This window comes from Variovorax sp. LjRoot130, assembly GCF_964253755.1.
Classification (GTDB): Bacteria; Pseudomonadota; Gammaproteobacteria; order Burkholderiales; family Burkholderiaceae_C; genus Variovorax.
The window spans coordinates 2,455,453-2,478,518 of sequence record NZ_CAXURM020000001.1 but is presented as its reverse complement, the minus strand read 5'-3'; the positions used below and the strand labels follow the sequence as shown (position 1 = coordinate 2,478,518).

Genomic DNA, 23,066 nt, shown 5'->3' with positions numbered 1-23,066 from the left:
CCCATGAACGACACATCCATCCGCTACGACGCCGCCGCCCTCACCCGATTCGCCGCGCAACTGCTGCAGCACGCCGGCCTGGCGGAAGCCATGGCGCATACGGTGGCCGACACGCTGGTGCAAGGCGACCTGCTGGGCCACGACACGCACGGCCTCGCGCTCTTGGCCGGCTATGTGAGAGAACTCGAGGCCGGCACGATGACGCGCGATGGCGCACCGGTCGTCGTTTCAGACCGTCCCGCTGCAGTCCTGTGGGACGGCCAGCGCCTGCCCGGTCCCTGGCTGGTGCACCAGGGCCTGGACCTGCTGGTGGCGCGCGTGCGGGCGCTGGGCACCGCCTCGCTCGTGATCCGCCGCAGCCACCACATCGCCTGCCTGGCGGTCTACCTGCTGCGCGCGCTCGAGGAAGACATGCTGCTGGTGCTCGCCTGCTCCGACCCGAACGCCGCCAGCGTCGCGCCCTTCGGCGGCACGCAGGCGGTGTTCACGCCCAATCCGCTGGCGCTGGGCTTTCCTCTCAGCGAAGGCGGCGTGATGGTCGACATCTCGGCCTCCATCACCACCAACGGCATGAGCAACCGCAAGCACAAGGCCGGCGAGCTGTTCGACGAGGAATGGCTGATCGATGCGCAGGGCCGCCCGAGCAGGGACCCCGCGGTGCTGTTCGCCCAGCCGCCCGGCACGCTGCTGCCGGTGGGCGGCCTGAGCCACGGCCACAAGGGCTATGGGCTGGCGCTGCTGGTGGAGGCGCTGACCGCCGGCCTCGCAGGCCATGGCCGCGCCGACGCGCGCGAAGGCTGGGGCGCGACCGTGCACCTCACGCTGCACGATCTGCAGGCCTTCGGCGGCAAGGCGGAGTTCCTCCGGCAGATGGACCATTTGGCCATGCAGTGCCGCGGCAATGCGCCGATCGATGCGGCCAGGCCGGTGCGCGTGCCCGGAGAACGCGGGCTGCAGCGGCGCGCCGAGCAGCTCGACCAGGGCGTGCGCCTGCACCCGTCGATCGCGCCCTCGCTCGAGGACGCCGGGCAGCGCTACGGCCTGAAGCTCGCCGACGCGCTGCGGTGAGGGCTCAGAGCGCGGCGCCGAGGCGCGCGATGCCCTCTTCGATTTTCTCGACGTTGGCAGTCGCAAAGCTCAGGCGCAGCGTCGCGACATCGGGCTTCTCGGCAAAGAACGGCGCGCCCGGCACGAAGGCCACCAGCTTCTCGATCGCGCGCTGGGCCAGCACATTGGCATCGGCCAGCTTGCCGTTGGCGCCCGTGAGCCGGGCCCAGAAGAACAGGCCGCCGCCCGGCTGCTCGAAGGCGATCGCGTCGCCGAGTTCGCGTTTCAGTGCCGCGCCCATGGCCTGGGCGCGCTCGCCATAGACCTTGCGCACGTGCGCCAGCGTGTCCGGCATGCGGCCGCTCTTCAGATACTGCGCGGCTGTCGCCTGCGCGAAGGTGCTGGTGTGCGCATCGCTGAACTGCTTGCACATGGTGGCCTTCGCGAGCAGCTCCGCCGGCGCGATCATCCAGCCGATGCGCAGGCCCGGGCTCAGTACCTTGCTGAGGCTGCCGCAATGCGCCACCAGCTCGCGGCTGCCCGGCACTTCCTTCGTGAGCGACATGATCGAGGGCGGCGGCGCCTTGCCGAAGTACAGGTCGCCGTACGGGTCGTCCTCCACCATCAGCGTCTGGTACTTCACCGCCAGCTCCAGCACCTTCCTGCGCCGCGCCAGGCTCAGCATGGCGCCGCTCGGGTTGCCGAAGGTCGGAATCAGGTAGACGAACTTGGGCTTGTGCTCGGCGATCAGCTGCTCGAGCTTGTCGACGTCGACGCCGTCGGCATCGATCGGTGCGCTGATCAGTTGCGCACCGTAGAGGCGGAAGCACTGGATGGTGGCGAGGAAGGTCGGGCCTTCGACGATCACCTTGTCGCCGGGCGAGATCAGGGTCTTGCCGAGCAGGTCCAGCGCCTGCTGGCTGCCGGTGGTCACGATCAGGCCTTCGGGCGCGACCTCGACGCCCTTGCCCTTCATGAAGGCGCTCAACTGCGTGCGCATCGGCTCGTAGCCCTCGGTCGCGCCGTACTGCAAGGCACCGCCCGGCTCCTCGGCCAGCGCCCTGGCACTCGCTTCCTTCAAGCCCTCGACGTCGAACATCGCGCTGTCGGGAAAACCGCCCGCGAAGCTGATGATGCCGGGCTTGCCCAGGAGCTTGAAGAGTTCGCGGATGGCGGAGGTTTCGACGTTGTCGAGGCGGGTGGCGAATTGCATGAGAACCTTCTGCGGATGAGGTGACGCCCGCCATTGTCGCAAGTTCACCGGCCCCGGCCTACACTGCCCGCCACGATGAAAAAAAACGAGATCGAGCCCTTCTTCGCCACCCTGCAGGCAGCCAACCCCGAGCCCGAAACCGAACTCGAATACGCGACCCCCTTCGAGCTGCTGGCCGCCGTGCTGCTGTCGGCGCAGGCCACCGATGTCGGCGTCAACAAGGCGACGCGCAAGCTGTTCCCGGTCGCGAACACGCCGCAGGCGATCCTCGACCTCGGCATCGAAGGCCTTGAGGGCTACATTAAGACCATCGGCCTCTACCGCAGCAAGGCCAAGCACCTGATGGAGGCCTGCCGCATGCTGGTCGAACAGCACGGCGGAGCGGTTCCGCGCACGCGCGCCGAGCTGGAGGCGCTGCCGGGCGTGGGCCGCAAGACCGCCAACGTCGTGCTCAACGTGGCCTTCGGCGAGCCGACGATGGCGGTGGACACGCACATCTTTCGCGTCGGCAACCGCACCGGGCTGGCGCCGGGCAAGACGCCGCTCGAAGTCGAACAGAAGCTCATGAAGCGGGTCCCGGCCGAGTTCCGGCTGCATGCGCATCACTGGCTGATCCTGCACGGACGCTATGTCTGCGTGGCGCGCAAGCCGATGTGCTGGAAGTGCGCGGTCGCGCCGTACTGCGACTACAAGCCGAAGACGCCGGCGCCCTGATCAGGGCAGCTCGACGGTCAGGTATTCGCCGAAGGCGATGCTCTGCGCGGGCCACTGGTCGGCGCGCTCAGCGCAGCGCACGCCTTCTCGCAGCAGCCAGACGGCGCGGATCACGCCGGCATGCGTGATCCACAGCGCATCGCGGCCGGTGTCGCGCCACGCGTCGAAAGCTTCGCCGACCCGCTGCATGAACGCGCGCGTGCTTTCGCCGCTGCCGCCAGCGCGCGCGTCGGCGAAGCTGCGGGTCCAGGCATCGAACTCGGCGCGCTCGATGCTCGACCAGCTGCGGCCTTCCCACGAACCGAAGTCCATCTCGGCGATGCGCGCATCTGTGCGAAGCGCGAGGCCGGGTCGAAGCGCGGCAATCGCCTGCGCCAATCCGGCGCAGCGCTGCAAGGGAGAGCAGACGATGTCGATGCCTTCGGCGAGCTGCGGCGCAATGCGTTCGGCCAGCGTGCGCATCGCTTCGGGCGGCACCGCCACGTCGGTGCGGCCATAGCACAGGCCGGCCGCGGCGTCGGTCTGCGCGTGGCGCACGAGCCCGAGCTTCATGCCTGCCAGGCGAGCGCCAGGTAGATCGCGAGCTCGCAGACTTGCTGCGTCGCGCCGAGGCCGTCGCCGGTGAAGCCCTGCAGCCGGCGCCGCAGCAGCGCAGCCATGTACAGCGCGCCGAGCAGGCACGCGAGCAGGCTTGCGACGCCCTGCAGCGGCGGATGTGCCAGCAACAGCAGTGCTATGGCCGGCAACGCATACAGCACGCCCACCAGCAAGGCCCCGCCGCCGATCGCATCGGCCAGGGGCTTGGCCTTGCTCGCGCCTTGGTCGCCGACATAGGGGAGCCCGCGGATCAGGAACAGGGGCGCCAGCCGCGACAGCACATGCGCGCCGAGCAGCGCGGTGGCGACCGCCATCGCGCCCTGCCCCACCAGCACGACGAGCAGCGCGATCTTCAAGCCCAGCGCCAGCACCAGTGCAACGGCACCGAAGGCGCCGATGCGCGAGTCCTTCATGATCTCCAGGGCTCGCGCGCGATCGGCCGAGCCGCCGAGGCCGTCGGCCACGTCGGCCAGGCCGTCCTCGTGAAAGGCGCCGGTCATCCATACCGTCGCAGCCGTGGACAGCAGCGCCGCAACGGCAGCACCTGCCACGCCGGGCAGCCCCGCCTGCGCGAGCAGGAACACGCCGGCGCCCACCGCGCCGACCAGCCAGCCCACGCCCGGAAAATGCGCGGCGCTCGCGCGCAGCATCGCCGGGCTGAAGCCCACCCACCCGGCCAACCGCCCGGTGACCGGCACGCGCGTGAAGAACTGCAAGGCCAGCAGGAAGTGGCGCACGCCGTTCATCCCTTGTCCTGCTGCGAAACGCCGGCCGACTCGAAGCTCGCCATGTCGCGCAGGATGCGGCACGCGGATTCGAGCAAGGGCCAGGCGAGCGCTGCGCCGGAGCCTTCGCCGAGGCGCAGGTCCAGGCGCAGCAGCGCTTCGAGGCCTAGCGAATTCAAAAGCAGCCGATGACCCGGTTCGGCCGATTCGTGCGCCGCCACGCAGCGCTGCACGACGTGGGGCTGCAGCGCCTGCGCCACCAGCACCGCGGTGCTCGCGATGAAGCCGTCGACCACGATCACGCGCCGTTCGTGCGCGGCCTGCAGCACGGCGCCGACCAGGGTGGCGATCTCGAAGCCACCGAAGGCCGCGAGCGCGGCCAGCGGCGTGCCGGCATCGGCATGCAGCGCGAGCACTTCGCGCAGCAGCCGGCGCTTGCGCGCCAGGCCGTCGGCATCGAGGCCCGTGCCGCTGCCGGTGCAGGCATCGATGTCCAGGCCCGTGAGCCGCGCCAGCAGCAGCGATGCAGCCGAGGTATTGCCGATGCCCATCTCGCCCAGCAGCAGCGCATTGCCCGGCAGCTCGCGCACGAGCGCGATGCCATTGGCGATCGCCTCATCGCGCTGCGCTGCGCTCATCGCCGGGCCGGTCGATGCATCGGCGGTGCCCGGTGCGACCTTGCGGATCGACAAGCCTGCGCGCGGCGCAAAGTCATGCCGCACACCGCAATCCACCACAGTCAGCGCCAGGCCGTGCTGGCGCGCGAGCACGCTGACCGCCGCGCCGCCGGCCAGGAAGTTCTCGACCATCTGCCAGGTCACGTCGCTCGGATAGGCCGACACGCCGCGCGCCGCCAAGCCGTGATCGCCCGCGCAGACCAGCATCTGCGGCGCCTGGAGCACCGGCGATTCGCTGCCGAGGATCAGGCCCAGCCGCAAGGCCAGCGCCTCCAGCCGGCCCAAGGCGCCGAGCGGCTTGGTCTTGTTGTCGATCCGATGTTGAAGTCGCGCAGCAAGCGCGGCGTCGTCGAGTTTCGGGGCGGTGGGGAGTTCAAGCGTCATTCGATCAGGGAGCGCAGCACGCCCGCTTCAAAGTGGGAATCGATGTGGTCGGCCAGTCCGTCGAACACGCTGTCCAGCGTGCGCGCGGTCGCGCCGAAGAGCGCATGCAGCGCGGCCGGGTCTTCGAACAGGCCGTGCAGGTAGAGCCCGAGCACGTTGCCGGCGGCGTTCTGCCAGGCCAGCTCGTCGGGCATCACTGGCATCGCGTGATCGCCGGCGGCAGCCATCGCGGCATGGGGCGCGGTTTGGCCATGATGGATTTCGTAGCCACGCACCGCGACATCGGAGAGCGCGGCCCAGGGGCCGGTCAGTTCGGCAAAGCGGGCCTCGCGCGGTTGCACGGTCTTGTCGGCCGCGAACACGGTGACCAGCGGCAGCAGGCCGAGGCCGGGGCCATTGCCGTCGACGCCATGCGGATCGATCAGCGCCTCGCCCAGCATCTGCAGCCCGCCGCAGATGCCGAGCACCGCGCCGCCACGTCCTGCATGCGCAGCCACCGCGCGGTCCAGGCCCTGCGCCCGCAGCCAGGCCAGGTCGCCGCTGGTGTTCTTGGAGCCGGGCAGCACGATCCAGTCGGCGCCGGCCACGTCGGCCGGGCTGCGCGCCCAGCGCAGTCGCACGCCGGCGATGTTCTTCAGCGGCTGGAATTCGTCGAGGTTGCTGATGCGCGGATAGGCGATGACGGCGATGGTGCGCGTGACTTCGCCGCTGGCCGTGCTGCGGTCGTCAAAAACGCCGTCCTCCTCGGGCAGGCCATGCTGCCACCACATCGGCAAGGTCGCCACGGTCTGTATGCCGGTGAGCTCTTCGAGCTGCTGCGGCGCGGGCGCGAGCAGCGTCGCATCGCCGCGGAACTTGTTGAGCACGAAGCCCTTGATCAAGGCCCTGTCGGCCTCCGGCATCAGCGCCCAGGTGCCGTAGAGATGGGCGAAGGCGCCGCCGCGGTCGATGTCGGTCACCAGCAGGCAGCGCGCATCGGCATGCCGCGCCACGCGCAGGTTGACGATGTCGCTCGCCATCAGGTTGATCTCGGCCGGCGAACCGGCGCCTTCGATCACCACCACCTCGTTCTCGGCCCGCAGTTCGTCGAGCGCGTGTGCGATCTGCGGCCAGGCGCGTTCGCTGCGCCCGCGCCAGGGCAGCAACGACAGCTCGGCACTCACGCGGCCCATCAGCACCACCTGGCTGTGCGTGTCGCGCTCGGGCTTGAGCAGCAGCGGGTTCATGCGCACATCGGGCTCGGCGCGCGCCGCCAGTGCCTGGAAATATTGCGCACTGCCGATCTCGCCGCCGGCGACCACGCGTGCGTTATTGCTCATGTTCTGCGCCTTGAACGGCGCCACCTCGAGGCCTTGGCGCGCATACCAGCGGCACAGCGCGGTCGCCAGCCAGCTCTTGCCGGCACCGCTGGTGGTGCCGAGGACCATGACGCAGCGGGCTTGGCCGCTTCGTCCCACACTTGTAATCATCGGTGGATTGTCCGCTACGGCCCGAGCCATTCGGAGCGCTCGCGAAGTCTTTCACGCTTCGGCGCATTGCATTCGGACGTGCCTGCGTCAAACACCTCGTTTGCTCCGTAGCCTCCTCCCATCAACAAATGAGGGAGTGGATTGATGCCCGCGATACGCGACATGGCGCTCACGGTGGAGGAGCGCGAGAAAGGAAAATTCTTCTGGGTGCTGATCGAAGCTTTTGACAACGACACGGGCGACGCGCTGCACTATCGGCACTTCAAGTCGGCCGCGACGCCGCAAGCAAGCTATTCGAGCGCATTGGCGCTGGGGGCCACCGCGCTGCGCCGGCTGGCCGATGCGCAGCCGGCGTCCGCACCGGACGCCGGCTCCTAGACTCAGCGCGTCGCAATTTGCGCCGGTGCTTCCGGCGTCGCAGCGCCCGTGGTCTGCGGCGTTTCCCAGCTGCCGCCCAGCGCACGCACCAACCCGACCGTGGCCTGGTACTGCGCCGAGCGCACCTGCAGCGCCTGGCGGCGGTTCTGCAGTTCCTGGCGGCGCGCATCGAGCAGGTCGAGCTGGCTGACCAGCCCGTTGCGGTAGCGTGAATCGGACAGCGTGGTGGCCCGGCTCGCCGAAGCGACCGCCCTTCCCTGCACGCCCGACTGCTGCTCGAGGATGCGCAGCGACGAGAGCTGGTCCTCCACGTCCTTGAAGGCACCCAGCACCTGCGCGCGGTAGTTGGCGAGCGCGCCGTCCAGCTGTGCGTTCGCGCTCTGCACTCCGGCTTCGCGGCGTCCACCGTCGAACAAGGGCAGCGAAAGCAATGCCCCGATGCCCCAGGACCGCGCCGACCACTTGAACAGGTCGCTGACGTCCGAGGAGGCGTAGCCGCCGCCGCCCGTGAGCGAAATGCTCGGGAACCACGCGGTCTGCGCGACGCCGACGCGAGACTGTGCAGCGAACACGGCCTTCTGCGCGGCCGAGATGTCGGGCCGGCGCGTCAGCACCGTCGCCGGCACGCCGGCCGGAATGGTGGGCAAGGCGGTCGACCAGTCCTGCGTCTCCAGCGCGAAGCTCGACGCCGTCTCGCCGGTCAGCACCGCCAGCGCGTGCTCCAGTTCCGCGCGGCGCCGGTCCAGCGTCAGCGCTTCGGATTCGGTGGCTGCCACTTCGGTTTCGACACGCACCACGTCGAGTTCGGCGAGATCGCCGGCCTGGTTGCGGCGCTGCACCAGCCGCAGGGTGTCGCGGTAGGCGCCGACGGTTTCGCGCACCAGCGCGCGCTCGGCATCGAGCGCGCGCAGCGAGAGGTAGGTCTGGGCCGTCTCGGCCTGGACCAGCAGGCGCGTGCTTTGCAGCAGGCCTTCGCGCGATTCGGCATCGAGCCGCGCCGCGTCGCTGGCACGCGAGAGGCGGCCGAAGAGATCGATCTCGTAGGAGAAATCGACGCCGGCCGTGATCAGCGTGGATGGCCTGTTGCTCTGGTTGCGATCCAGGCCGGCCTGCCGGCTGGCACCCGCGCCCAAACCGATCTGCGGTGCGCGGTCGGCATCGGTGCTGCGCAGCACGGCGCGCGCCTCGGCCAGGCGCGCGGCGGCGGACTGGATGCTGGTGTTGTTGGCAGCGGCCCGTTCGACGAGCTTGTCGAGCACCGGGTCGTTGAAGGCGCGCCACCATTCGCCGCGCGGCTGCGACTCGGCCGGCTGCGCGCGCGTCCACGTGCCCTCGGCCTGCGGCGCGGCCTGCTCCTTGAACTGGGCCGGCGTGTTGAAGGCCGGCAGCTCCGCCGGCGCGGTCGCGCAGCCGACCAGGACCAGTGCGGCGACCAGCGGCAGCAGCGCGGCGCGCCAGGGGCGGAAGAGTTTCGAATCGGATTTCATGATCGACTTTCTTGAAGGAGGCCGTGAGGGCCTTGATCCCGTTTATTCATGCAACTTGAGCGGCGAAGCCGGTGCAGGCTGCAGGCCCCCGCCGCCGCCCGCCGCATGCGGTGCCGCCGCCGGGTGGTCGGCCGAGACGAAGCTGTCGTCCAGATGCGGCACCTCGCCATGCAGCTTGAGCGGCCTGTTGCCCGTCAGGCGCCGCAGCACGACGTAGAACACCGGCGTCAGGAACAGGCCAAAGGCGGTCACGCCGATCATTCCGGCGAACACCGCCACGCCCATGGCCGAGCGCATCTCCGAACCGGCGCCGGTCGCCAGCACCAGCGGCAGCACCCCCATCACGAAGGCCAGCGAGGTCATCAGGATCGGGCGCAGGCGCAGCCGGCTGGCTTCGATCGCGGCCTGGAGCGGAGTGCGCCCGGCGAACTCGAGCTCGCGCGCGAACTCCACGATCAGGATCGCGTTCTTCGCACTCAAGCCCACCAGCACGATCAGCCCGATCTGCGTGAAGACGTTGTTGTCACCCCCCGAGATCCATACGCCGGTCATCGCCGCGAGCAGGCCCATCGGCACGATCAGGATGATCGACAGCGGCAGCGTGAGGCTTTCATACTGCGCGGCCAGCACCAGGAACACCAGCAGGATGGCGAGCGGGAACACCAGCACCGCCGAATTGCCCGCCAGGATTTCCTGGTAGGTCAGCTCGGTCCACTCGTAGCTGACGCCCTTGGGCAGCGTCTCGGCCGCAATGCGTTCGATCACGTCCTGCGCCTGGCCCGAGGAGAAGCCGGGCGCCGGGCCGCCGTTGATGTCGGCCGAGAGATAGCCGTTGTAGCGCATCGCGCGTTCCGGTCCGAAGCTGGAATTCACCTTCATCAGCGCCGAGAGCGGCACCATCTCGCCCGAGTTCGAGCGCACCTTCAGCAGGCCCACGTCTTCGGCACGTGCGCGGTACGGCGCATCGGCCTGCACCCGCACCGAGTACGTGCGGCCGAACTTGTTGAAGTCGTTCGCGTACAGGCTGCCGAGGTAGATCTGCATGGTGTCGAAGATGTCCGTCACCGGCACGCCGAGCTGGCGCGCCTTGGTGCGGTCGATGTCGGCATAGAGCTGCGGCACGTTGACCTGCCAGCTGGTGAACATGCCGGTGAGCTCGGGCGCCTGACGCGCCTTCGTCATGAAGGCCTTCACCGCCGCGTCCATCTGCTCGTAGCCGACCGAGCCGCGATCCTCCAGCTGCAGCTTGAAGCCGCCCGTGGTGCCCAGGCCCGCCACCGGCGGCGGCGGGAACATCACGATGAAGGCGTCCTGGATGCCTGCGAACTGCTGGTTGAGCTGGCCCGCCACCGCGCCGCCGCTCTGGTCGGCGCGCTGGCGCTCGGCAAAGGGCTTGAGCGTCGCGAACACGATGCCCGAGTTCGAACTGTTGGTGAAGCCGTTGATCGACAGGCCGGGGAACGCGATCGCGTCTTCGACGTTCGGGTTCTTCTTGGTGATCTCGCCCATGCGATGGATCACTTCTTCGGTGCGGTCCAGCGTGGCGCCGTCGGGCAGCTGCGCGAAGCCGATCAGGTACTGCTTGTCCTGCGCCGGCACGAAGCCGCTCGGCACCGCCTTGAAGAGGCCGAAGGTCACGCCGACGAGCGCGAGGTAGATCACCAGCATCAGCGTCTTGCGCGAGATGACGTTCTTGACGCCGCCGCTGTAGGCTTCCGCGCCGCGGTGGAAGAAGCGGTTGAAGCCGCGGAACAGCCAGCCGAAGACCCGGTCCATGCCGCGCGTCAGCGCGTCCTTGGGCTGGTCGTGCCCGCGCAGCAGCAGCGCGGCGAGCGCCGGCGACAGCGTCAGCGAGTTGATCGCGGAGATCACGGTCGAGATCGCGATGGTCACCGCGAACTGGCGATAGAACTGCCCGGTGAGGCCGCTGATGAAGGCCAGCGGCACGAACACGGCCACCAGCACCAGCGCGATCGCGATGATCGGCCCGGACACCTCGCGCATGGCTCGATACGTCGCCTCGCGCGGCGTGAGCCCGGCCTCGATGTTGCGCTCCACGTTCTCGACCACCACGATCGCGTCGTCGACCACGATGCCGATCGCCAGCACCAGCCCGAAGAGCGACAGCGCGTTGATCGAGAAGCCCAGCACATGCAGCACGGCGAAGGTGCCGATCACCGACACCGGCACCGCGAGCAGCGGAATGATGGAGGCGCGCCAGGTCTGCAGGAACAGGATCACCACCAGCACCACCAGCGCGATGGCTTCGAGCAGCGTGTGCACCACCGATTCGATGGAGGCGCGCACGAACTGCGTCGGGTCGTAGGCGATGCGGTATTCCACGCCCTCGGGCATGGTCTTGTTGATCTCTGCCATCGTCTTGCGGACGTTGGAAGAGATGTCGAGCGCGTTGGAGCCCGGCGCCTGGAACACGCCCATGCCGACCGCCGCGTCGTTGTTGAGCAGCGAGCGCAGCGAATAGTCGGCCGCGCCGAGTTCGAGCCGGCCGATGTCGCGCAGCCGGGTCACGGCACCGTCGGCGCCGCTCTTGACGATGATGTCGCCGAACTCCTCTTCGCTCTGCAGCCGCCCCTGGGCGTTGATGGACAACTGCATGTCCACGCCCGGCAGGCCAGGCGATGCGCCGACCACGCCGGCCGCCGCCTGGATGTTCTGGCCGCGGATCGCAGCCACCACGTCGCTGGCGGAGAGGCCGCGCTGCGCGACCTTCTGCGGGTCAAGCCAGACGCGCATCGAGTAGTCGCCGCCGCCGAAGATCTGCACCTGGCCCACGCCCTCGATGCGCGCCAGCCGGTCCTTGACGTTGAGTACCGCGTAGTTGCGCAGGTAGGTCATGTCATAGCGGTCGTTGGGCGACACCAGGTGCACCACCATCGTGAGGTCGGGCGCGCTCTTGACCGTGGTCACGCCGAGACGGCGCACTTCCTCGGGCAGCCGCGGCTCGGCCTGCGAGACGCGGTTCTGCACCAGTTGCTGCGCCTTGTCGGGGTCGGTGCCGAGCTTGAAGGTGACGGTCAGCGTCATCACGCCGTCGGTGGTCGCCTGGCTGCCCATGTAGAGCATGCCCTCGACGCCGTTGATCTGCTCCTCGATCGGCGTCGCCACCGTCTCGGCGATCACCTTCGGATTGGCGCCCGGGTACTGGGCGCGCACCACCACCGAGGGCGGTGCGACCTCGGGGTACTCGGAGATCGGCAGCCCGCGCAGCGCGATCAGGCCGGCGATCAGCATCAGGAGCGACAGCACCCCCGCGAAGATCGGCCGGTCGATGAAGAACTTGGATAGATTCATGATGATTCTCTAGAGAGCGCCCTGTGCTCAGGACTTCGCGGCAGCCGCCACGCGCTGCGGCTGGACCTCGGCCTTGGCGTCCATGGTGACTGCCTGCGGTGCCACCAGCGCGCCGGGGCGCACGTGCTGCAAGCCGTTGACCACGACGCGTTCGCCGGCCTTCAGGCCCTTGGTGACGACACGCAGGCCGTTGACCGATGCGCCCAGCGTGACTTCGCGGTACACGGTCTTGTTGTCGGCGTCGACGACCATCACGAACTTCTTGTTCTGGTCGGTGCCGACCGCGCGTTCGTTGACCAGCACCGCGCTCTCGCTGCGGGCCTGGCCCATGCGGATGCGGGCGAACTGGCCGGGGATCAGTGCACCGTCCTTGTTGTCGAAGGCGGCACGCACGCGCACCGTGCCGCTCCTGGCGTCGACCTGGTTGTCGATCAGCTGCAGCTTGCCTTCGTAGGGGGTGCCTTCGAGGCCGGCGGTGCCCATCTGCACCGGGATGCCTTCGATCTTGTTGCGCGCACTGGCGCCGCCGGGCAGATCCTTCAACGCCTTGACCACGACCTGCTCGTCGGCGTCGAAGCTCGCGTAGATCGGGCTCACCGACACCAGCGTGGTGAGCACCGGCGCGCCGGGGCCGGCCGCGACCAGGTTGCCCACCGTCACTTCGATCTTGCCGATGCGCCCGGCCACCGGCGCGCGCACCTGGGTGTAGCCCAGGTTCAGGCGTGCGCTTTGCAGCGAAGCCTGCGCCGCGCGCAGGTTGGCCTCGGCCTCGCGGCCGGCGTTGACGCGCTCGTCGAGCTCGCGCTGGGCAATGGCCTTCTCTTCCCACAGGCGGCGTGCGCGCTCCTGCTCGCTGCGCGTGAAGGACACGCGCGCCTGGGCCGAGGCCACTTGCGCTTCGGCGCGCTCCACTTCGGCCGCATAGGGCGCGGGGTCGATCGTGATCAGCAGGTCGCCCTGCTTGACCAGCGAGCCTTCGCGGAAATGGGCCGCCTGCACGGCGCCGGCCACGCGGGAGCGCACGTCGACCCGCTCGACCGCCTCGAGCCGGCCCGAGAACTCGTCCCAGGTGTTGACGTCGGTCGCGGCCACCGTGGCCACCGACACCGGCGTGGCGCGCGGGGCGTCGGCCGCGGGCGCATTGTTGGCCTCGGCCTTGAAGCTCGGCAAGCCGAGCGCGGCGCAGGCGATCGCGACCGCTGCGGTGATGCCGGTCACGGCGGGCCAGAGGCGGCGGCGGTTCTGGTTAGACAGCTTGCTTTGCATGATGAACGTCCTTTTGAATGACTTTGGGAATGCAACGGCCCAACCGGCGTCGTGACACAGGAGGGCGATATCCGGCACCGCCGGCAAGGCCTGCGGACCGAGGAGATTCGAAAAACGGGTTACCGGCGTGGCCGGCTGGGCCTAGACCGGGGGAGGCACCGGCGGCGCCGTGGCAGCGAAAAATGCGCGCATGTGCTCACCGACTGTCTCCGGACACGCGCAATCGCCATAGGCGGGGTCGTACAACTCGTCCGGACACTTCGCGGCCGAGGGCAGCACGCCCCGGGTCACCGAAATGCCCGCATCCTGCAGCCGCTGCGCGAAGCGCAGGGCTTCGTCGCGCATCGCATCGTCCTCGCCGACCAGCACCAGCGTGGGCGCCAATTCGGCCAGCCGCAGCGAGGCGCCCGGCACCGCATAGGGGTGCGTCGCGTTCATCGGGCGGCTCAGGTACTCCTGCCAGCCGGTCGCCCAGCGGCACTTCACGGCGTCGCTCGTCGCCTTGCGCAGCGATTGCGTACCGGCGCAGGGGTCCAGCATCGGCGACAGCAGGATCTGGCCCGCCAGCGGCGGATGCGCGCGATCCCGCGCCATCAGCGCCACCGCGGCCGCCACGTTGCCACCGGCTTCCTCGCCGGCCAGGTAGACGCGGGCGCCCTTGCCTGCCAGCTTGACGCGCTGCTTGTAGAGCCACTCCAGCGCCGCGAAGCCGACCTCGATGGGTTCGGGGAAAGGTGCCAGCGGATAGGCCAGCGAGACCACCACCGCACCGGCGCCGGCCAGCAGGCGGGCCACGTTGCGGCCGAAGTCCAGATCGCCGCTGATGAAAGTGCCGCCATGGAAGTGCAGCACCAGCGGCACCGCCGCACCCTTGGCCCGTTGGCCATAGAGGCGCGCCTCGACCGGCTCGCGGCCGGGTAGCGGGATGCTGATGTCGGTTTCGGCGCCTTGCACAACGGCTCCCGCCGGGGCCTTGGCGGCTTCAGCAGAACGCGGAGTGGGACGGGATGACATGAGCGGCCTCGGTGAGTGGACGATGGGTTGAATATTACGACCCGGATTGGCTGCTGCAACGAGCTGTTGGCCCCTACTCTGTTTCCAATTGGCTAACAATCAGCTAAGAAGCGGCATGTGAGAATCCGCACCCCGGTGGAAACACCGGGTTTTCCAGGAGCAGCATAAATGGACCAGATCCAGGCCATGCGGATCTTTGTCCGCGTCGTAGAAGCCGGCACCTTCACAAGAGCAGCAGACTCCCTTGGCCTGCCCAAGGGCACGGTCACCAAGCAGATCCAGGCGCTGGAATCGCGCCTGCACGTCAAACTGCTCAACCGCACCACGCGCCGGGTGACGGTCACGCCCGACGGCGCGGCCTACTTCGAGCGCACCGCGCGCCTCCTGAACGACTTCGACGAGATCGAGGCCAGCATGACCAATGCGCAGGCCAACCCGACCGGGCGGCTGCGCATCGACGTGGGCACTTCGACGGCGCGGATGATCATCCTGCCGGCGCTGGCGAGCTTCTGCGACCGCTATCCCGACATCCAGGTCGACCTGGGCGTGAGCGACCGCCCGGTCGACCTGATCAGCGACAACGTGGACTGCGTGATCCGGGCCGGCGACCTGACCGACCAGTCCCTGGTGGCGCGGCGCATCGGCACGCTGGAATTCGTGACCGTGGCCTCGCCGGCCTACCTCAAGCGCTACGGCGTGCCGCAGCATCCGACGGACATCGAGAAGCGCCATCATCTCGTGAGCTTTTTCGCCGGCGGCACGCGCCGCGTCTACCCGCACGAGTTCCACAAGGGCGACGAGCACATCGAGATGTCGGGTCCCTACCGGGTCTCGGTCAACGAAAGCAACGCCCACCTGGCGGCGGTGCTCGGCGGCTTCGGCATCTCGCAGTGCATCACCTTCATGACGGAATCCCACCTGGCCAACGGCGAGCTGATCGAGATCCTGCCGGACTGGACGCGGCCGCCGCTGCCGGTGCACGTGGTCTATCCGCCGAACCGCCACCTGAGCGCCAAGGTGCGGGTCTTCGTCGACTGGGCGGCCGATCTGTTCCAGAAGAATCCGCGGCTGCAGCGGCGCTGAGCCTCAGGGTCGCGCCGCCGGCCATGCGCGTTGCAGCGCCGACTGGCTGGCCGGCGGCAGCACGCCGAGCCGCACGTGGTCCGGCAGGCCGAAGGAGCGGGTGTCGCGCAGCTGGATGCCTGCATCACGGAGCGCTGCGGCACGCGGCGCATAAGGCACATCCGGCCGCGCGCAGAAATAGTTGGCGACGCTGGGCAGGCAGGTCCAGCCCAGCGCGGCGCACAGGGCCTCTTGCTCGCGTTTCCACGCGCGCAATGTGTCCAGGCTGTGCCGGAGCCAGCCCTGCGCTTCGGCGCCGGTCCAGGCGGTGAGCAGCGCGACACCGTGCGCTCCCAGCGGCCAGGATGGCGCGAGGCGGCCGAGGCGCGCGATCATCGCGCCCGCATCCCGGGGCGCGATCGCGTAGGCGGCGCGGATGCCGGTGAGGCCCAGCGCCTTGTTCGGCGTCCACAGTTGCCAGACGCGATCCTTCTGCGCCGGGCTCAGCCCCAGGCTGCCTTCGAGCCGCAAGGGCTCATAGGCGAGGTCGAGCACGCAGGTGCCTTTCGAGGGCAGCGGCGCATCGATCAGGGCCTGCAAGCCGTTCTGGGCTTGGCCGAATGGGCTGGACGGATCGCAGCACCAGGCTAGGTCGGCACCGGCTGCCGGCGCGGGCTCGAAGCCCCACGCGCCGGCGGTCCGCTGGTAATCGCCATAGCTGTGCGGCGGCATCCAGACGCCACGGCCGCCTTGCTGCGCCACCGCGGCCGTGATGCGCCCGATGAATTCGCTCGCGCTCGCGGCGATCACGATGCGCTCGGCGTCAACACCATGGAAGCGGGCGAGCCCTTCACACAGCGCGGTGTAGCGCGGATCGGGATAGCGGCGCGCGTCCGCTTGCTGCAGCGCGGCCAGCGCCGATGGACAAGGGCCGCAGGCATTGGCGTTGGTGGAGAAATCGTGCGGCGCCGCGCCGCGGGCGTCCGGGCCGCCGTGCAGAGGTTCGTCGAAGGAAGTCATACAGCCAGCCCGAGGATCGATGCCGATGCGACAAGGGCCAGCAGCACGACGACCCTGGCCGCCAACGATGCGGCGCGTTGCGTGTCCGCCGCGCAGGCCGCGCGTCCCGCTTCGTTCAAGGTGTAGACGCCGGGCTTGGCGAGCCGTACGCCGAGGCAGAGCGCCATCGCGGCCATGGGCCAGCCGCTGTTGGGGGATGGGGTATGGCGGGCTTCGCGGGCGGTGGCGGGCAGAGCCCCCACCCCAGCCCTCTCCCGCTCGCGGGAGAGGGCGCAAGACGAGAGGAGCAGAAAGGCGGTGAAGCGCGCAGGCAGCCACGACAGCACATCGTCGGCGCGCGCGGCCCACTTGCCGGCCCATTCCCAGACGCGGCCTTGGCGCACGCCGCGATAGCCCCACATCGCATCGGCGGTGTTGGCGAAACGATAGAGCGCGGCCCCGGGCAGGCCTAAGAGCACGAACCAGAACACCGGCGCGACCACCGAGTCGTTGAGGTTCTCGGCCAACGATTCGATCGCGCTCTCGCGCACCTCGGCTTCGTTCAGCGCATGAACATCGCGGCTGACCAAATGCGCCAGTCGGTCGCGGCCGGCATCGAGCGAGCCGGCCAGCGCCGCTTCGACGGCCAGGACCTCGTCGCGCAGCATGCGCCAGGCGAACAGCGGCTTGAGCGCCAGACCCAGAAACAGTACCTCCGCCCAGCCCGGGATGCGCGCGGCGGCGACCGCGACCGTCCACGCGGCCAGCAGGACCGTGGCAGCGCCGGCCCACCAAGCGAGCGCTCCCGCGGCGAAGCGCGCGAGATCCGGTGAGCGCGCCGCTTCGGCCGGCGGTGCGATGCGCCGCCCCGCCCAGCCCAGGTAGCAGCCGATCCAGACCACGGGATGCCAACGCGCGGCCGGTTCGCCCAACCATCGATCGATGGCGAGCGCGACCCAAAGCGCGGCCACCATCGTCAAGCTCTAGTCCTCGATGCCTCGTTGCGCCGGAATACCGGCCTTGAACGCATGCTTGACCATCTGCATCTCGGTCACCGTATCGGCCAACTCGACGATCTCGGGCGGGCAGCGGCGCCCGGTCAGCACCACGTGGACTTCGCGCGGCCGCGTGCGCAGCGTCTCCAGCACGCCTTCGAGCGGCAGCCAGCCGTAGATCAGCGGATAGGTGATCTCGTCGAGCACCACGAGGAAATGCTCGCCCGAGAGGATCGCCGCCCTCGCCTTCTCCCAGCCGTCGCGCGCAAGCTGCGCCGAGCGTTCGAGATCCTGACTCTTCCAGCTGAAGCCGTCGCCCAGCCCTTCGATCGGGATGCCGATCTGCTCGAACATCCGATGCTCGCCGAAGCGCGCGCTCGGCACCTTCATGAACTGGAAGATCTTCACGGCCTTGCCGCGGCCGTGCGCGCGCAGCGCGAGGCCGAAGGCCGCGGTGCTCTTGCCCTTGCCGTCGCCGGTGTTGACGATCACGAGGCCGCGGCGCTCGCCCTCGGGCTTCTCGTAGGGCTTGTCGCTGGGTGGGGTTTCGATCTGCATGGGAGTTCCCGGTTGAGTGTTCAGTGCGGTACGGCCAGCCACTGGTTGGCCACGCGATGCACAGTGACGCGGCCGTCGAACACCGCTTCGAGCGCCTGGTGCGTCGCTGCATCGTCGCAGCGGCCATGGTGCAGCACGCGGCCCTTGGCCATCACCACCATCGCATCGGCCGCCAGCGCGGCATTGAGTTCGTGCAGCACGCTGACCACCGTCCTGCCTTCGGCCACCAGCGCACGGGCGCTCGCCATCCAGTCGGCCTGGTGCGGCGGATCGAGGTTGGCGAGCGGTTCGTCCATCAGCAGCAGTTCGGCTTCGACGGCCAGTGCACGCGCCAGCAGCACGCGCTGGCGTTCGCCGCCCGACAGCTGGCCGAGCGGCCGCCCGCCCCACTCCCAGGCCTGGGTGCTGCGCAGCGCGCGCTCGACGGCCGCGCGATCGGCATCGCTGGGCGCGGCGAGCCAGCGCTGGTGCGGCAGGCGCCCGAGCATGGCGACGTCGTAGACCATCAGGTCGTCGGCAGAGCCTTCGCCCGCGCCGCCCTGGCCGAGCCACGACAGCCGCCGCGCGCGCGCACGGCCGGAGATGGCATCGAGCGGCTGCCCGAACAGGCGCACCTCGCCGCGATGGGGCAGCAGGCCGGCCAGCACCTTGAGCAAGGTGGACTTGCCCGCGCCATTGGGACCGACGATGCTGGTCCAGCGGCCGGCCGCGAGCGCGAGATCGATGCCATGCAGCACCTCGGTCTGGCCCAGCGTCGCGCTGACCTGCCTTGCCTCGAGCGCGATGCCGCGCGCGACCACCCGCTCCATCAGAAGCCTCCCCGCGCGCTGCGCCGATGCATGAGCCACAGCAGATAGCTGCCTCCGAGCACTGCGGTCAGCACGCCGACCGGCAGCTCCTGCGGCGCGATCAGCCAGCGCGCCAGCAGGTCGGCCGCCATCAGCAGCAGGCCGCCCATCGCGGTCGACAGCACGATCAGGCGCGCATGCGTGGTCTTCACGGCCGAGCGCACCAGGTGCGGCGCCGCCAGGCCGACGAAAGCGATGAGCCCGGTCTGCGCCACCGCGGTGCCGGTGGCAAGCGCGAGCACCGCCACCAGCGCGGCGCGCATCGCGCCCAGCGGCAAGCCCAGGCTGCTGGCCGTGGCCTCGCCGAGCGCCAGCCCGTCGAGCACCGGCGCCAGCGCCCAGCCCAGCAGCAGGCAGACGAGGCCGAGCGCGCCCATCACGCCGCAGGCGCTCCAGCCGACCAGGCCCGTGCTGCCGAGCATGAAACCCTGGATCGCCTGCAGGATGTCGGCCGAAGCGATGGTGATCAGGTCCTTGGCGGCGCCGAGCACCACGCCGACGATCACGCCGGCCAGCAGCAGCCGGAGCGTCTGCTGCACGCCGCGCGCCAGCATCAGGGTGAGCAGCACCGCCAGCACGGCCCCCAGAAAGGCCGCGCCGGTCAGGCCCAGGCGCACCACCCATTGCGTGCTGGCCGCCGAGACGCCGAACAGCGACAGCGCCACGGCCATGCCGAGCGAGGCGCCCGAAGCACTGCCCAGCAGATAAGGGTCGGCCAGGGGATTGCGAAACAGGCCCTGCGCCACCGCACCCGCGAGGCCGAGCAGCGCGCCGGCGAGCCAGGCGCCCAGCGTGCGCGGCAGGCGGATGTCCCACACGATCTGCAGCGCGACCGGATCGCGGTGCGCCGCGAACACGCTCTCGAAGCCGGTGCTGCCGATGCCTGCGCCCAGCACGATCAGCGCGGCGCTCAGCACCATCAGCCCGATGCCGAGCGAGAGGGCGCGGCGATGCTCGCTCTTCACGCCTTGTCCTGGAGGCACTTCGCCATGAGCTGTGCAGCCTCGCCCATGCGCGGGCCAGGCCGTACCAGCACATCGGATTCGGCAGCCTTGAAGCGGCAGATGCGGCCTTCGCGCACCGCCCGGATGGAAGCCCAGCCCGGCCGCTGCTCGAGTCCCTGCGCGCTGCGCTCGCCGACCATGATCAGGTCGGGATCGGCGCGCACCACGTATTCGGGATTGAGCTTGGGAAAGGGCCCGAGCGAAGCCGGCACGATGTTCTTCACGCCGAGCCGCGCGAGCGTCTCGCCGATGAAAGAGACTTCGCTCGCCGCGTAGGGCGCGCTGTTGATCTCGAAGTACACGCGCCTGTTCTTCGCGCGCGCCGGCAGCGCCTCTGCCGCCGCCGTCACGCTGGCATCGATGGCGCGCCACACGCGTTGCGCATCGCCGATGCCCAGCACCTGGCCGAGCGCGTCGAGCACGCGCTGCACGTCGGCATGGCTCTTCGGTTCGAGCACGATCACTTTGAGACCCAGCGCCTCGAGCCGCTCGGTGACGCGCGAGGACTTGGCCAGGAGCACCACATCGGGCTTGAGCGCCACGATGGCCTCGACGTTCGGATCGATGCCGCCGCCCAGCTGCGGCAGTGCGCGCACGGCATCGGGCCAGTTGGAGTAGCGGTCGACGCCGATCAGCCGCTCGCAGGCGCCCAGCGTGCAGACCGATTCTGTCAGCGAGGGCAGCAGGCTCACGATGCGCTGCGGCGGCCGCGGCAGGTCGACGCGCACGCCGCGCTCGTCGGTCACGATCACCGCATGCGCCGCGACCGTCAGCGCCGCCGCGGCCAGCGCGAGCGCCCACCTGCAAAGCGGATTCATTCGGGTTCTTTCAAACTGAGCGGCAGGCCCGCGGCCATCAGCGTGACGCGCTCGCAGGCCGCCGCCACCTCCTGGTTGAGGCGTCCCAGCGCATCGACGAAGGCGCGCACCTCGCGGCCCATCGGGATCACGCCGAGACCGATCTCGTTGGCGACCAGCACCACCGGGCCGCGCGCTTCGCGCAGGGCACGCAGCAGCGAAGCCTGCACCATCTCCAGCGAAGCGCTGCTTCCGTGAGGCGCGGCCTCGACCGGCATCAGCAGGTTGGTGAGCCACAGCGTGAGGCAATCGACCACCACCAGCGTGTGCGGCGCGCTCAGCCGGGCCAGCGCGGGACCGAGCGCGATCGGCTCCTCGACGGTGGCGAGGCCCGGCACGCGCAGCGCGCGGTCCTCGCGATGCCGGGCGATGCGTTCGCGCATCTCGTCGTCGTGCGCCATCGCGGTCGCGATCAGCACCGCGTGGTGCGCGGGAGAACGCGCAAGCCACTCGGCCGCGCGCCCTTCGGCGCGCCGCGACTTGCCGCTGCGCTGACCGCCGAGGATCAGTTCGCGGCGTGCGATGTTCATTTCGGCTGCCACCGCACCGTCAGGTAGGCAGCGCGCCCGCGCTGGTTGTAGCCATAGGCTGTCTCGTAGGTCACGTCGTTGAGGTTCGTGATGCGCCCCTGCACCGACCAGTCCTTCGCCACCTGGTACTCGGCATAGAGATCGACGGTCGTGTAGTTGCCGAGTCTGCGCGTATTGGCCACGTCGTCAAAGCGGCGCCCCACATGCAGCGCCGAGCCGCCGAACTTCCAGGGGCCGACGGCGTAGTCGATGCCCAGTGAAACGGTGTTCTTCGCGCGGCGCGGCAGCAGCTTGCCGGTACCCTCGTTGCGCGGGTCCAGCGAGTCCAGGTTCGCATGCACGCCCCAGGGGCCGAACTGGCCGTCGTAGCCCAGCGTCCAGCCCTCGATGCGAGCGCGGAGTATGTTCTCGGGCCGGGTGGTGTTGGTGATGAAGCCGCGGATCTTGTTGTCGTAGCGCACCAGCTTCACGCTCTGGCCGTCCTGGCTCCAGGTGATGCCGACGTCGGTGTTCTTGCCCTCTTCCGGCTGCAGCGCCGCGTTGCCGAAGTTGGGGAAGTAGAGCTGGTTGAACGAAGGCGCGACGAAGCTGGTGCCGTGCGACGCGTTGACGCGCCAGTTCGGCGTGATCCGGTAGCCGTAGCCGGCGAACCAGGTGTTGCTGTCGCCGAACTGCGAATTGCGGTCGTGCCGCGCATCGACCTGCCAGCTGTGGGCGCCCGCGCTGCCGTTGAGGCCGACGAAGGCCGAGTCGATGTCGCGCTTGGTCACTGTGTACGCGGTGTCGCTGTTCACCTCCTGCACGCGGCGTTCCAAGCCGGCGACCACGGTGCCGATCGGCGTCGCGATGTCGTTCTGCCAGAGGTACTGGTCCTGCGTGGTCTCGAACAGGCCCGGCAGCGTGGCGGCGACGATGGAGCGCGTGTAGTCGCGGCTCTGTGCGTAGCGCAGCTGCGTCGACCAGTTCTGCATCACCTTGCCGCGCGCGCCGATGTACGCGGTCTGGGTGCGCACAACGGCGCGGGTGTCGCGATTGGGGCCGTCGTCGAAATGGTTCAGGCCTTCCGAGTACAGCAGGCCGCTGTCGATCTTCCAGTCTGGATTGATCTGGTAGCCCAGCGACGCGTTGAGGGCGCTCTGCATGAAAGGATCACGGTCCGGGTTGAAGTTGCCGAACTGCACCTTGCGGTTGGTCGCGGAGAAGCTCTTGTCGATCGTGCGCTGCGCGTCGAGCGAGTACGTGAAGGGCCCCGAGGCGCCGGTGAAGCCGCCGGTGATCTGCTTGTAGCCTTCGCTGCCGATGGTGCTCGACGCGCGCGGGCTGAACGAGTCCTCGCCCGGCTTGGCCTTGCGCGTGAAGATCTGCACCACACCGCCCACGCCGTCGCTGCCGTAGAGCGCCGAGGCCGGCCCCTTGACCACTTCGATACGTTCGATCATCTCGACCGGGATGTTGTCCCACGAGGGCGTGCCGGCTGTGGCGGAGCCATAGCGCACGCCGTCGATCAGCAGGATCGTGTGGCGCGCTTCGGTGCCGCGGATGAATACGCTGCTGACCTTGCCCGCACCGCCGTTGGCGGACATCTGAACCCCCGCGACACGCGCCAGCAGTTCGGGCAGCGTGCGGCTGGCCTGGCGTTCGATCTGCGCGCGATCGATGACCACCGTGTCCGACACCAGCTCGTCGGCACGCGTGGGCGTGCGGGTCGCGGTCACCACCGTTTCGGGCAATGCCGGGGCTGCAGCTTGTGCGAAGGCGAGCGCGGGCATGCCCAGCAACGCGGCAACCGAAAGGGAAATGGCGCTGGGGCGTGCCAGCGGACGCGACGAAGCACGCCCGGCGGCGCGTGCGGAAGAAACGCAGGTTGTCATCATGGGAAACACAAGAGATCAATGTCCGTCACCGGCTTCCCCGCCGGTGCTTGGACGTC

General features: G+C 69.4%; 21 protein-coding genes. 4 read left to right on the top strand and 17 right to left on the bottom strand.

The window, feature by feature from the left end; translation table 11 throughout:
• The first annotated feature begins 3 nt into the window (after positions 1-3).
• Positions 4-1,068 carry an Ldh family oxidoreductase gene (locus tag ACSQ86_RS12410; RefSeq protein WP_436303846.1) on the top strand — a complete coding sequence of 355 codons (1,065 nt, stop codon included), beginning with the start codon at positions 4-6 and terminating at the stop codon, positions 1,066-1,068.
• Positions 1,069-1,072: 4 nt separating this feature from the next.
• Here ACSQ86_RS12410 and ACSQ86_RS12405 read toward each other — a convergent pair whose 3' ends face one another.
• Positions 1,073-2,260, bottom strand: a complete 1,188-nt coding sequence (locus ACSQ86_RS12405; protein ID WP_436303845.1) for a PLP-dependent aminotransferase family protein — start codon at positions 2,258-2,260, stop codon at positions 1,073-1,075.
• A 75-nt stretch (positions 2,261-2,335) separates the two neighbouring features.
• Between ACSQ86_RS12405 and nth the strand changes: the two genes are divergently transcribed.
• A complete protein-coding gene (nth, locus tag ACSQ86_RS12400) occupies positions 2,336-2,974 on the top strand; it encodes an endonuclease III (RefSeq protein WP_436303844.1) in 639 nt (212 codons plus the stop codon).
• On the opposite strand, the gene ACSQ86_RS12395 is transcribed toward nth, so the two are convergent.
• Genes ACSQ86_RS12395 through ACSQ86_RS12380 form a run of 4 tightly spaced genes read right to left on the bottom strand, consistent with a single transcriptional unit; the run spans position 2,975 to position 6,826 of the window.
• Positions 2,975-3,526 (bottom strand): histidine phosphatase family protein, encoded by a 552-nt coding sequence (locus ACSQ86_RS12395; RefSeq protein WP_436303843.1) that lies wholly within the window; start codon positions 3,524-3,526, stop codon positions 2,975-2,977.
• The gene (locus ACSQ86_RS12390) at positions 3,523-4,317 is read right to left on the bottom strand and encodes an adenosylcobinamide-GDP ribazoletransferase (RefSeq protein ID WP_436303842.1); all 795 of its coding nucleotides are present in this window, start codon (positions 4,315-4,317) and stop codon (positions 3,523-3,525) included. The genes ACSQ86_RS12395 and ACSQ86_RS12390 overlap by 4 nt, the downstream gene beginning before the upstream one ends.
• Positions 4,314-5,357 (bottom strand): nicotinate-nucleotide--dimethylbenzimidazole phosphoribosyltransferase, encoded by a 1,044-nt coding sequence (cobT, locus tag ACSQ86_RS12385; RefSeq protein ID WP_436303841.1) that lies wholly within the window; start codon positions 5,355-5,357, stop codon positions 4,314-4,316. The genes ACSQ86_RS12390 and cobT overlap by 4 nt, the downstream gene beginning before the upstream one ends.
• A complete protein-coding gene (locus ACSQ86_RS12380) occupies positions 5,354-6,826 on the bottom strand; it encodes a cobyric acid synthase (protein ID WP_436308908.1) in 1,473 nt (490 codons plus the stop codon). The genes cobT and ACSQ86_RS12380 overlap by 4 nt, the downstream gene beginning before the upstream one ends.
• Before the next feature lie 144 nt (positions 6,827-6,970).
• On the opposite strand from ACSQ86_RS12380, the gene ACSQ86_RS12375 reads away from it, so the two are divergent.
• The gene (locus ACSQ86_RS12375; protein ID WP_093109221.1) at positions 6,971-7,204 is read left to right on the top strand and encodes a hypothetical protein; all 234 of its coding nucleotides are present in this window, start codon (positions 6,971-6,973) and stop codon (positions 7,202-7,204) included.
• A 2-nt stretch (positions 7,205-7,206) separates the two neighbouring features.
• On the opposite strand, the gene ACSQ86_RS12370 is transcribed toward ACSQ86_RS12375, so the two are convergent.
• From ACSQ86_RS12370 to ACSQ86_RS12355, 4 genes are all read right to left on the bottom strand, one after another.
• Positions 7,207-8,691 carry an efflux transporter outer membrane subunit gene (locus ACSQ86_RS12370; protein WP_436303839.1) on the bottom strand — a complete coding sequence of 495 codons (1,485 nt, stop codon included), beginning with the start codon at positions 8,689-8,691 and terminating at the stop codon, positions 7,207-7,209.
• A 42-nt stretch (positions 8,692-8,733) separates the two neighbouring features.
• Positions 8,734-12,003, bottom strand: a complete 3,270-nt coding sequence (locus ACSQ86_RS12365) for an efflux RND transporter permease subunit (RefSeq protein ID WP_093109219.1) — start codon at positions 12,001-12,003, stop codon at positions 8,734-8,736.
• A gap of 27 nt (positions 12,004-12,030) precedes the next feature.
• Complete coding sequence (locus tag ACSQ86_RS12360; RefSeq protein WP_093109218.1) at positions 12,031-13,269, bottom strand: efflux RND transporter periplasmic adaptor subunit; 1,239 nt, start codon at positions 13,267-13,269, stop codon at positions 12,031-12,033.
• Between the two features lie 141 nt (positions 13,270-13,410).
• A complete protein-coding gene (locus tag ACSQ86_RS12355; protein WP_093109217.1) occupies positions 13,411-14,283 on the bottom strand; it encodes an alpha/beta hydrolase fold domain-containing protein in 873 nt (290 codons plus the stop codon).
• A 168-nt stretch (positions 14,284-14,451) separates the two neighbouring features.
• Here ACSQ86_RS12355 and ACSQ86_RS12350 point away from each other — a divergent pair, with 168 nt between their 5' ends.
• Entirely contained in the window at positions 14,452-15,366 is a 915-nt protein-coding gene (locus ACSQ86_RS12350; protein ID WP_436303837.1) for a LysR family transcriptional regulator, read from the top strand.
• A 3-nt stretch (positions 15,367-15,369) separates the two neighbouring features.
• Here the strand turns inward: ACSQ86_RS12350 and ACSQ86_RS12345 are convergent, their stop codons facing one another.
• The 8 genes from ACSQ86_RS12345 to ACSQ86_RS12310 are packed head-to-tail and all read right to left on the bottom strand — an operon-like array spanning position 15,370 to position 23,010.
• Positions 15,370-16,365: an aminotransferase class I/II-fold pyridoxal phosphate-dependent enzyme gene (locus tag ACSQ86_RS12345; protein WP_436303836.1), complete on the bottom strand. Its 996-nt coding sequence runs from the start codon at positions 16,363-16,365 to the stop codon at positions 15,370-15,372.
• The gene (gene cbiB, locus ACSQ86_RS12340; protein ID WP_436303835.1) at positions 16,362-17,318 is read right to left on the bottom strand and encodes an adenosylcobinamide-phosphate synthase CbiB; all 957 of its coding nucleotides are present in this window, start codon (positions 17,316-17,318) and stop codon (positions 16,362-16,364) included. Before cbiB ends, ACSQ86_RS12345 begins: the two co-directional genes overlap by 4 nt.
• 9 nt (positions 17,319-17,327) lie before the next feature.
• Complete coding sequence (cobO, locus tag ACSQ86_RS12335) at positions 17,328-17,897, bottom strand: cob(I)yrinic acid a,c-diamide adenosyltransferase (RefSeq protein WP_093109213.1); 570 nt, start codon at positions 17,895-17,897, stop codon at positions 17,328-17,330.
• A 20-nt stretch (positions 17,898-17,917) separates the two neighbouring features.
• On the bottom strand, positions 17,918-18,706 hold the full coding sequence (locus tag ACSQ86_RS12330) for an ABC transporter ATP-binding protein (protein ID WP_436303834.1): 789 nt from the start codon (positions 18,704-18,706) through the stop codon (positions 17,918-17,920).
• Positions 18,706-19,665 carry a FecCD family ABC transporter permease gene (locus ACSQ86_RS12325; protein WP_244503956.1) on the bottom strand — a complete coding sequence of 320 codons (960 nt, stop codon included), beginning with the start codon at positions 19,663-19,665 and terminating at the stop codon, positions 18,706-18,708. Before ACSQ86_RS12325 ends, ACSQ86_RS12330 begins: the two co-directional genes overlap by 1 nt.
• A gap of 41 nt (positions 19,666-19,706) precedes the next feature.
• Positions 19,707-20,567, bottom strand: a complete 861-nt coding sequence (locus ACSQ86_RS12320; RefSeq protein ID WP_436308907.1) for an ABC transporter substrate-binding protein — start codon at positions 20,565-20,567, stop codon at positions 19,707-19,709.
• Positions 20,564-21,136, bottom strand: coding sequence for a bifunctional adenosylcobinamide kinase/adenosylcobinamide-phosphate guanylyltransferase (gene cobU / locus ACSQ86_RS12315; protein WP_436303833.1), 573 nt, complete (start codon positions 21,134-21,136; stop codon positions 20,564-20,566). The genes ACSQ86_RS12320 and cobU overlap by 4 nt, the downstream gene beginning before the upstream one ends.
• The gene (locus ACSQ86_RS12310) at positions 21,133-23,010 is read right to left on the bottom strand and encodes a TonB-dependent receptor domain-containing protein (protein WP_436292528.1); all 1,878 of its coding nucleotides are present in this window, start codon (positions 23,008-23,010) and stop codon (positions 21,133-21,135) included. Before ACSQ86_RS12310 ends, cobU begins: the two co-directional genes overlap by 4 nt.
• Between the last annotated feature and the right edge of the window lie 56 nt (positions 23,011-23,066).

Excerpts from the sequence above, each read along its gene's own strand:
- ACSQ86_RS12410 (WP_436303846.1), top strand. The coding sequence starts at position 4 with ATGAACGACACATCCATCCGCTACGACGCCGCCGCCCTCACCCGATTC.
- ACSQ86_RS12405 (WP_436303845.1), bottom strand. The coding sequence starts at position 2,260 with ATGCAATTCGCCACCCGCCTCGACAACGTCGAAACCTCCGCCATCCGC.
- nth (WP_436303844.1), top strand. The coding sequence starts at position 2,336 with ATGAAAAAAAACGAGATCGAGCCCTTCTTCGCCACCCTGCAGGCAGCC.
- ACSQ86_RS12395 (WP_436303843.1), bottom strand. The coding sequence starts at position 3,526 with ATGAAGCTCGGGCTCGTGCGCCACGCGCAGACCGACGCCGCGGCCGGC.
- ACSQ86_RS12390 (WP_436303842.1), bottom strand. The coding sequence starts at position 4,317 with ATGAACGGCGTGCGCCACTTCCTGCTGGCCTTGCAGTTCTTCACGCGC.
- cobT (WP_436303841.1), bottom strand. The coding sequence starts at position 5,357 with ATGACGCTTGAACTCCCCACCGCCCCGAAACTCGACGACGCCGCGCTT.
- ACSQ86_RS12380 (WP_436308908.1), bottom strand. The coding sequence starts at position 6,826 with ATGATTACAAGTGTGGGACGAAGCGGCCAAGCCCGCTGCGTCATGGTC.
- ACSQ86_RS12375 (WP_093109221.1), top strand. The coding sequence starts at position 6,971 with ATGCCCGCGATACGCGACATGGCGCTCACGGTGGAGGAGCGCGAGAAA.
- ACSQ86_RS12370 (WP_436303839.1), bottom strand. The coding sequence starts at position 8,691 with ATGAAATCCGATTCGAAACTCTTCCGCCCCTGGCGCGCCGCGCTGCTG.
- ACSQ86_RS12365 (WP_093109219.1), bottom strand. The coding sequence starts at position 12,003 with ATGAATCTATCCAAGTTCTTCATCGACCGGCCGATCTTCGCGGGGGTG.
- ACSQ86_RS12360 (WP_093109218.1), bottom strand. The coding sequence starts at position 13,269 with ATGCAAAGCAAGCTGTCTAACCAGAACCGCCGCCGCCTCTGGCCCGCC.
- ACSQ86_RS12355 (WP_093109217.1), bottom strand. The coding sequence starts at position 14,283 with ATGTCATCCCGTCCCACTCCGCGTTCTGCTGAAGCCGCCAAGGCCCCG.
- ACSQ86_RS12350 (WP_436303837.1), top strand. The coding sequence starts at position 14,452 with ATGGACCAGATCCAGGCCATGCGGATCTTTGTCCGCGTCGTAGAAGCC.
- ACSQ86_RS12345 (WP_436303836.1), bottom strand. The coding sequence starts at position 16,365 with ATGACTTCCTTCGACGAACCTCTGCACGGCGGCCCGGACGCCCGCGGC.
- cbiB (WP_436303835.1), bottom strand. The coding sequence starts at position 17,318 with ATGGTGGCCGCGCTTTGGGTCGCGCTCGCCATCGATCGATGGTTGGGC.
- cobO (WP_093109213.1), bottom strand. The coding sequence starts at position 17,897 with ATGCAGATCGAAACCCCACCCAGCGACAAGCCCTACGAGAAGCCCGAG.
- ACSQ86_RS12330 (WP_436303834.1), bottom strand. The coding sequence starts at position 18,706 with ATGGAGCGGGTGGTCGCGCGCGGCATCGCGCTCGAGGCAAGGCAGGTC.
- ACSQ86_RS12325 (WP_244503956.1), bottom strand. The coding sequence starts at position 19,665 with ATGGTGCTGAGCGCCGCGCTGATCGTGCTGGGCGCAGGCATCGGCAGC.
- ACSQ86_RS12320 (WP_436308907.1), bottom strand. The coding sequence starts at position 20,567 with ATGAATCCGCTTTGCAGGTGGGCGCTCGCGCTGGCCGCGGCGGCGCTG.
- cobU (WP_436303833.1), bottom strand. The coding sequence starts at position 21,136 with ATGAACATCGCACGCCGCGAACTGATCCTCGGCGGTCAGCGCAGCGGC.
- ACSQ86_RS12310 (WP_436292528.1), bottom strand. The coding sequence starts at position 23,010 with ATGATGACAACCTGCGTTTCTTCCGCACGCGCCGCCGGGCGTGCTTCG.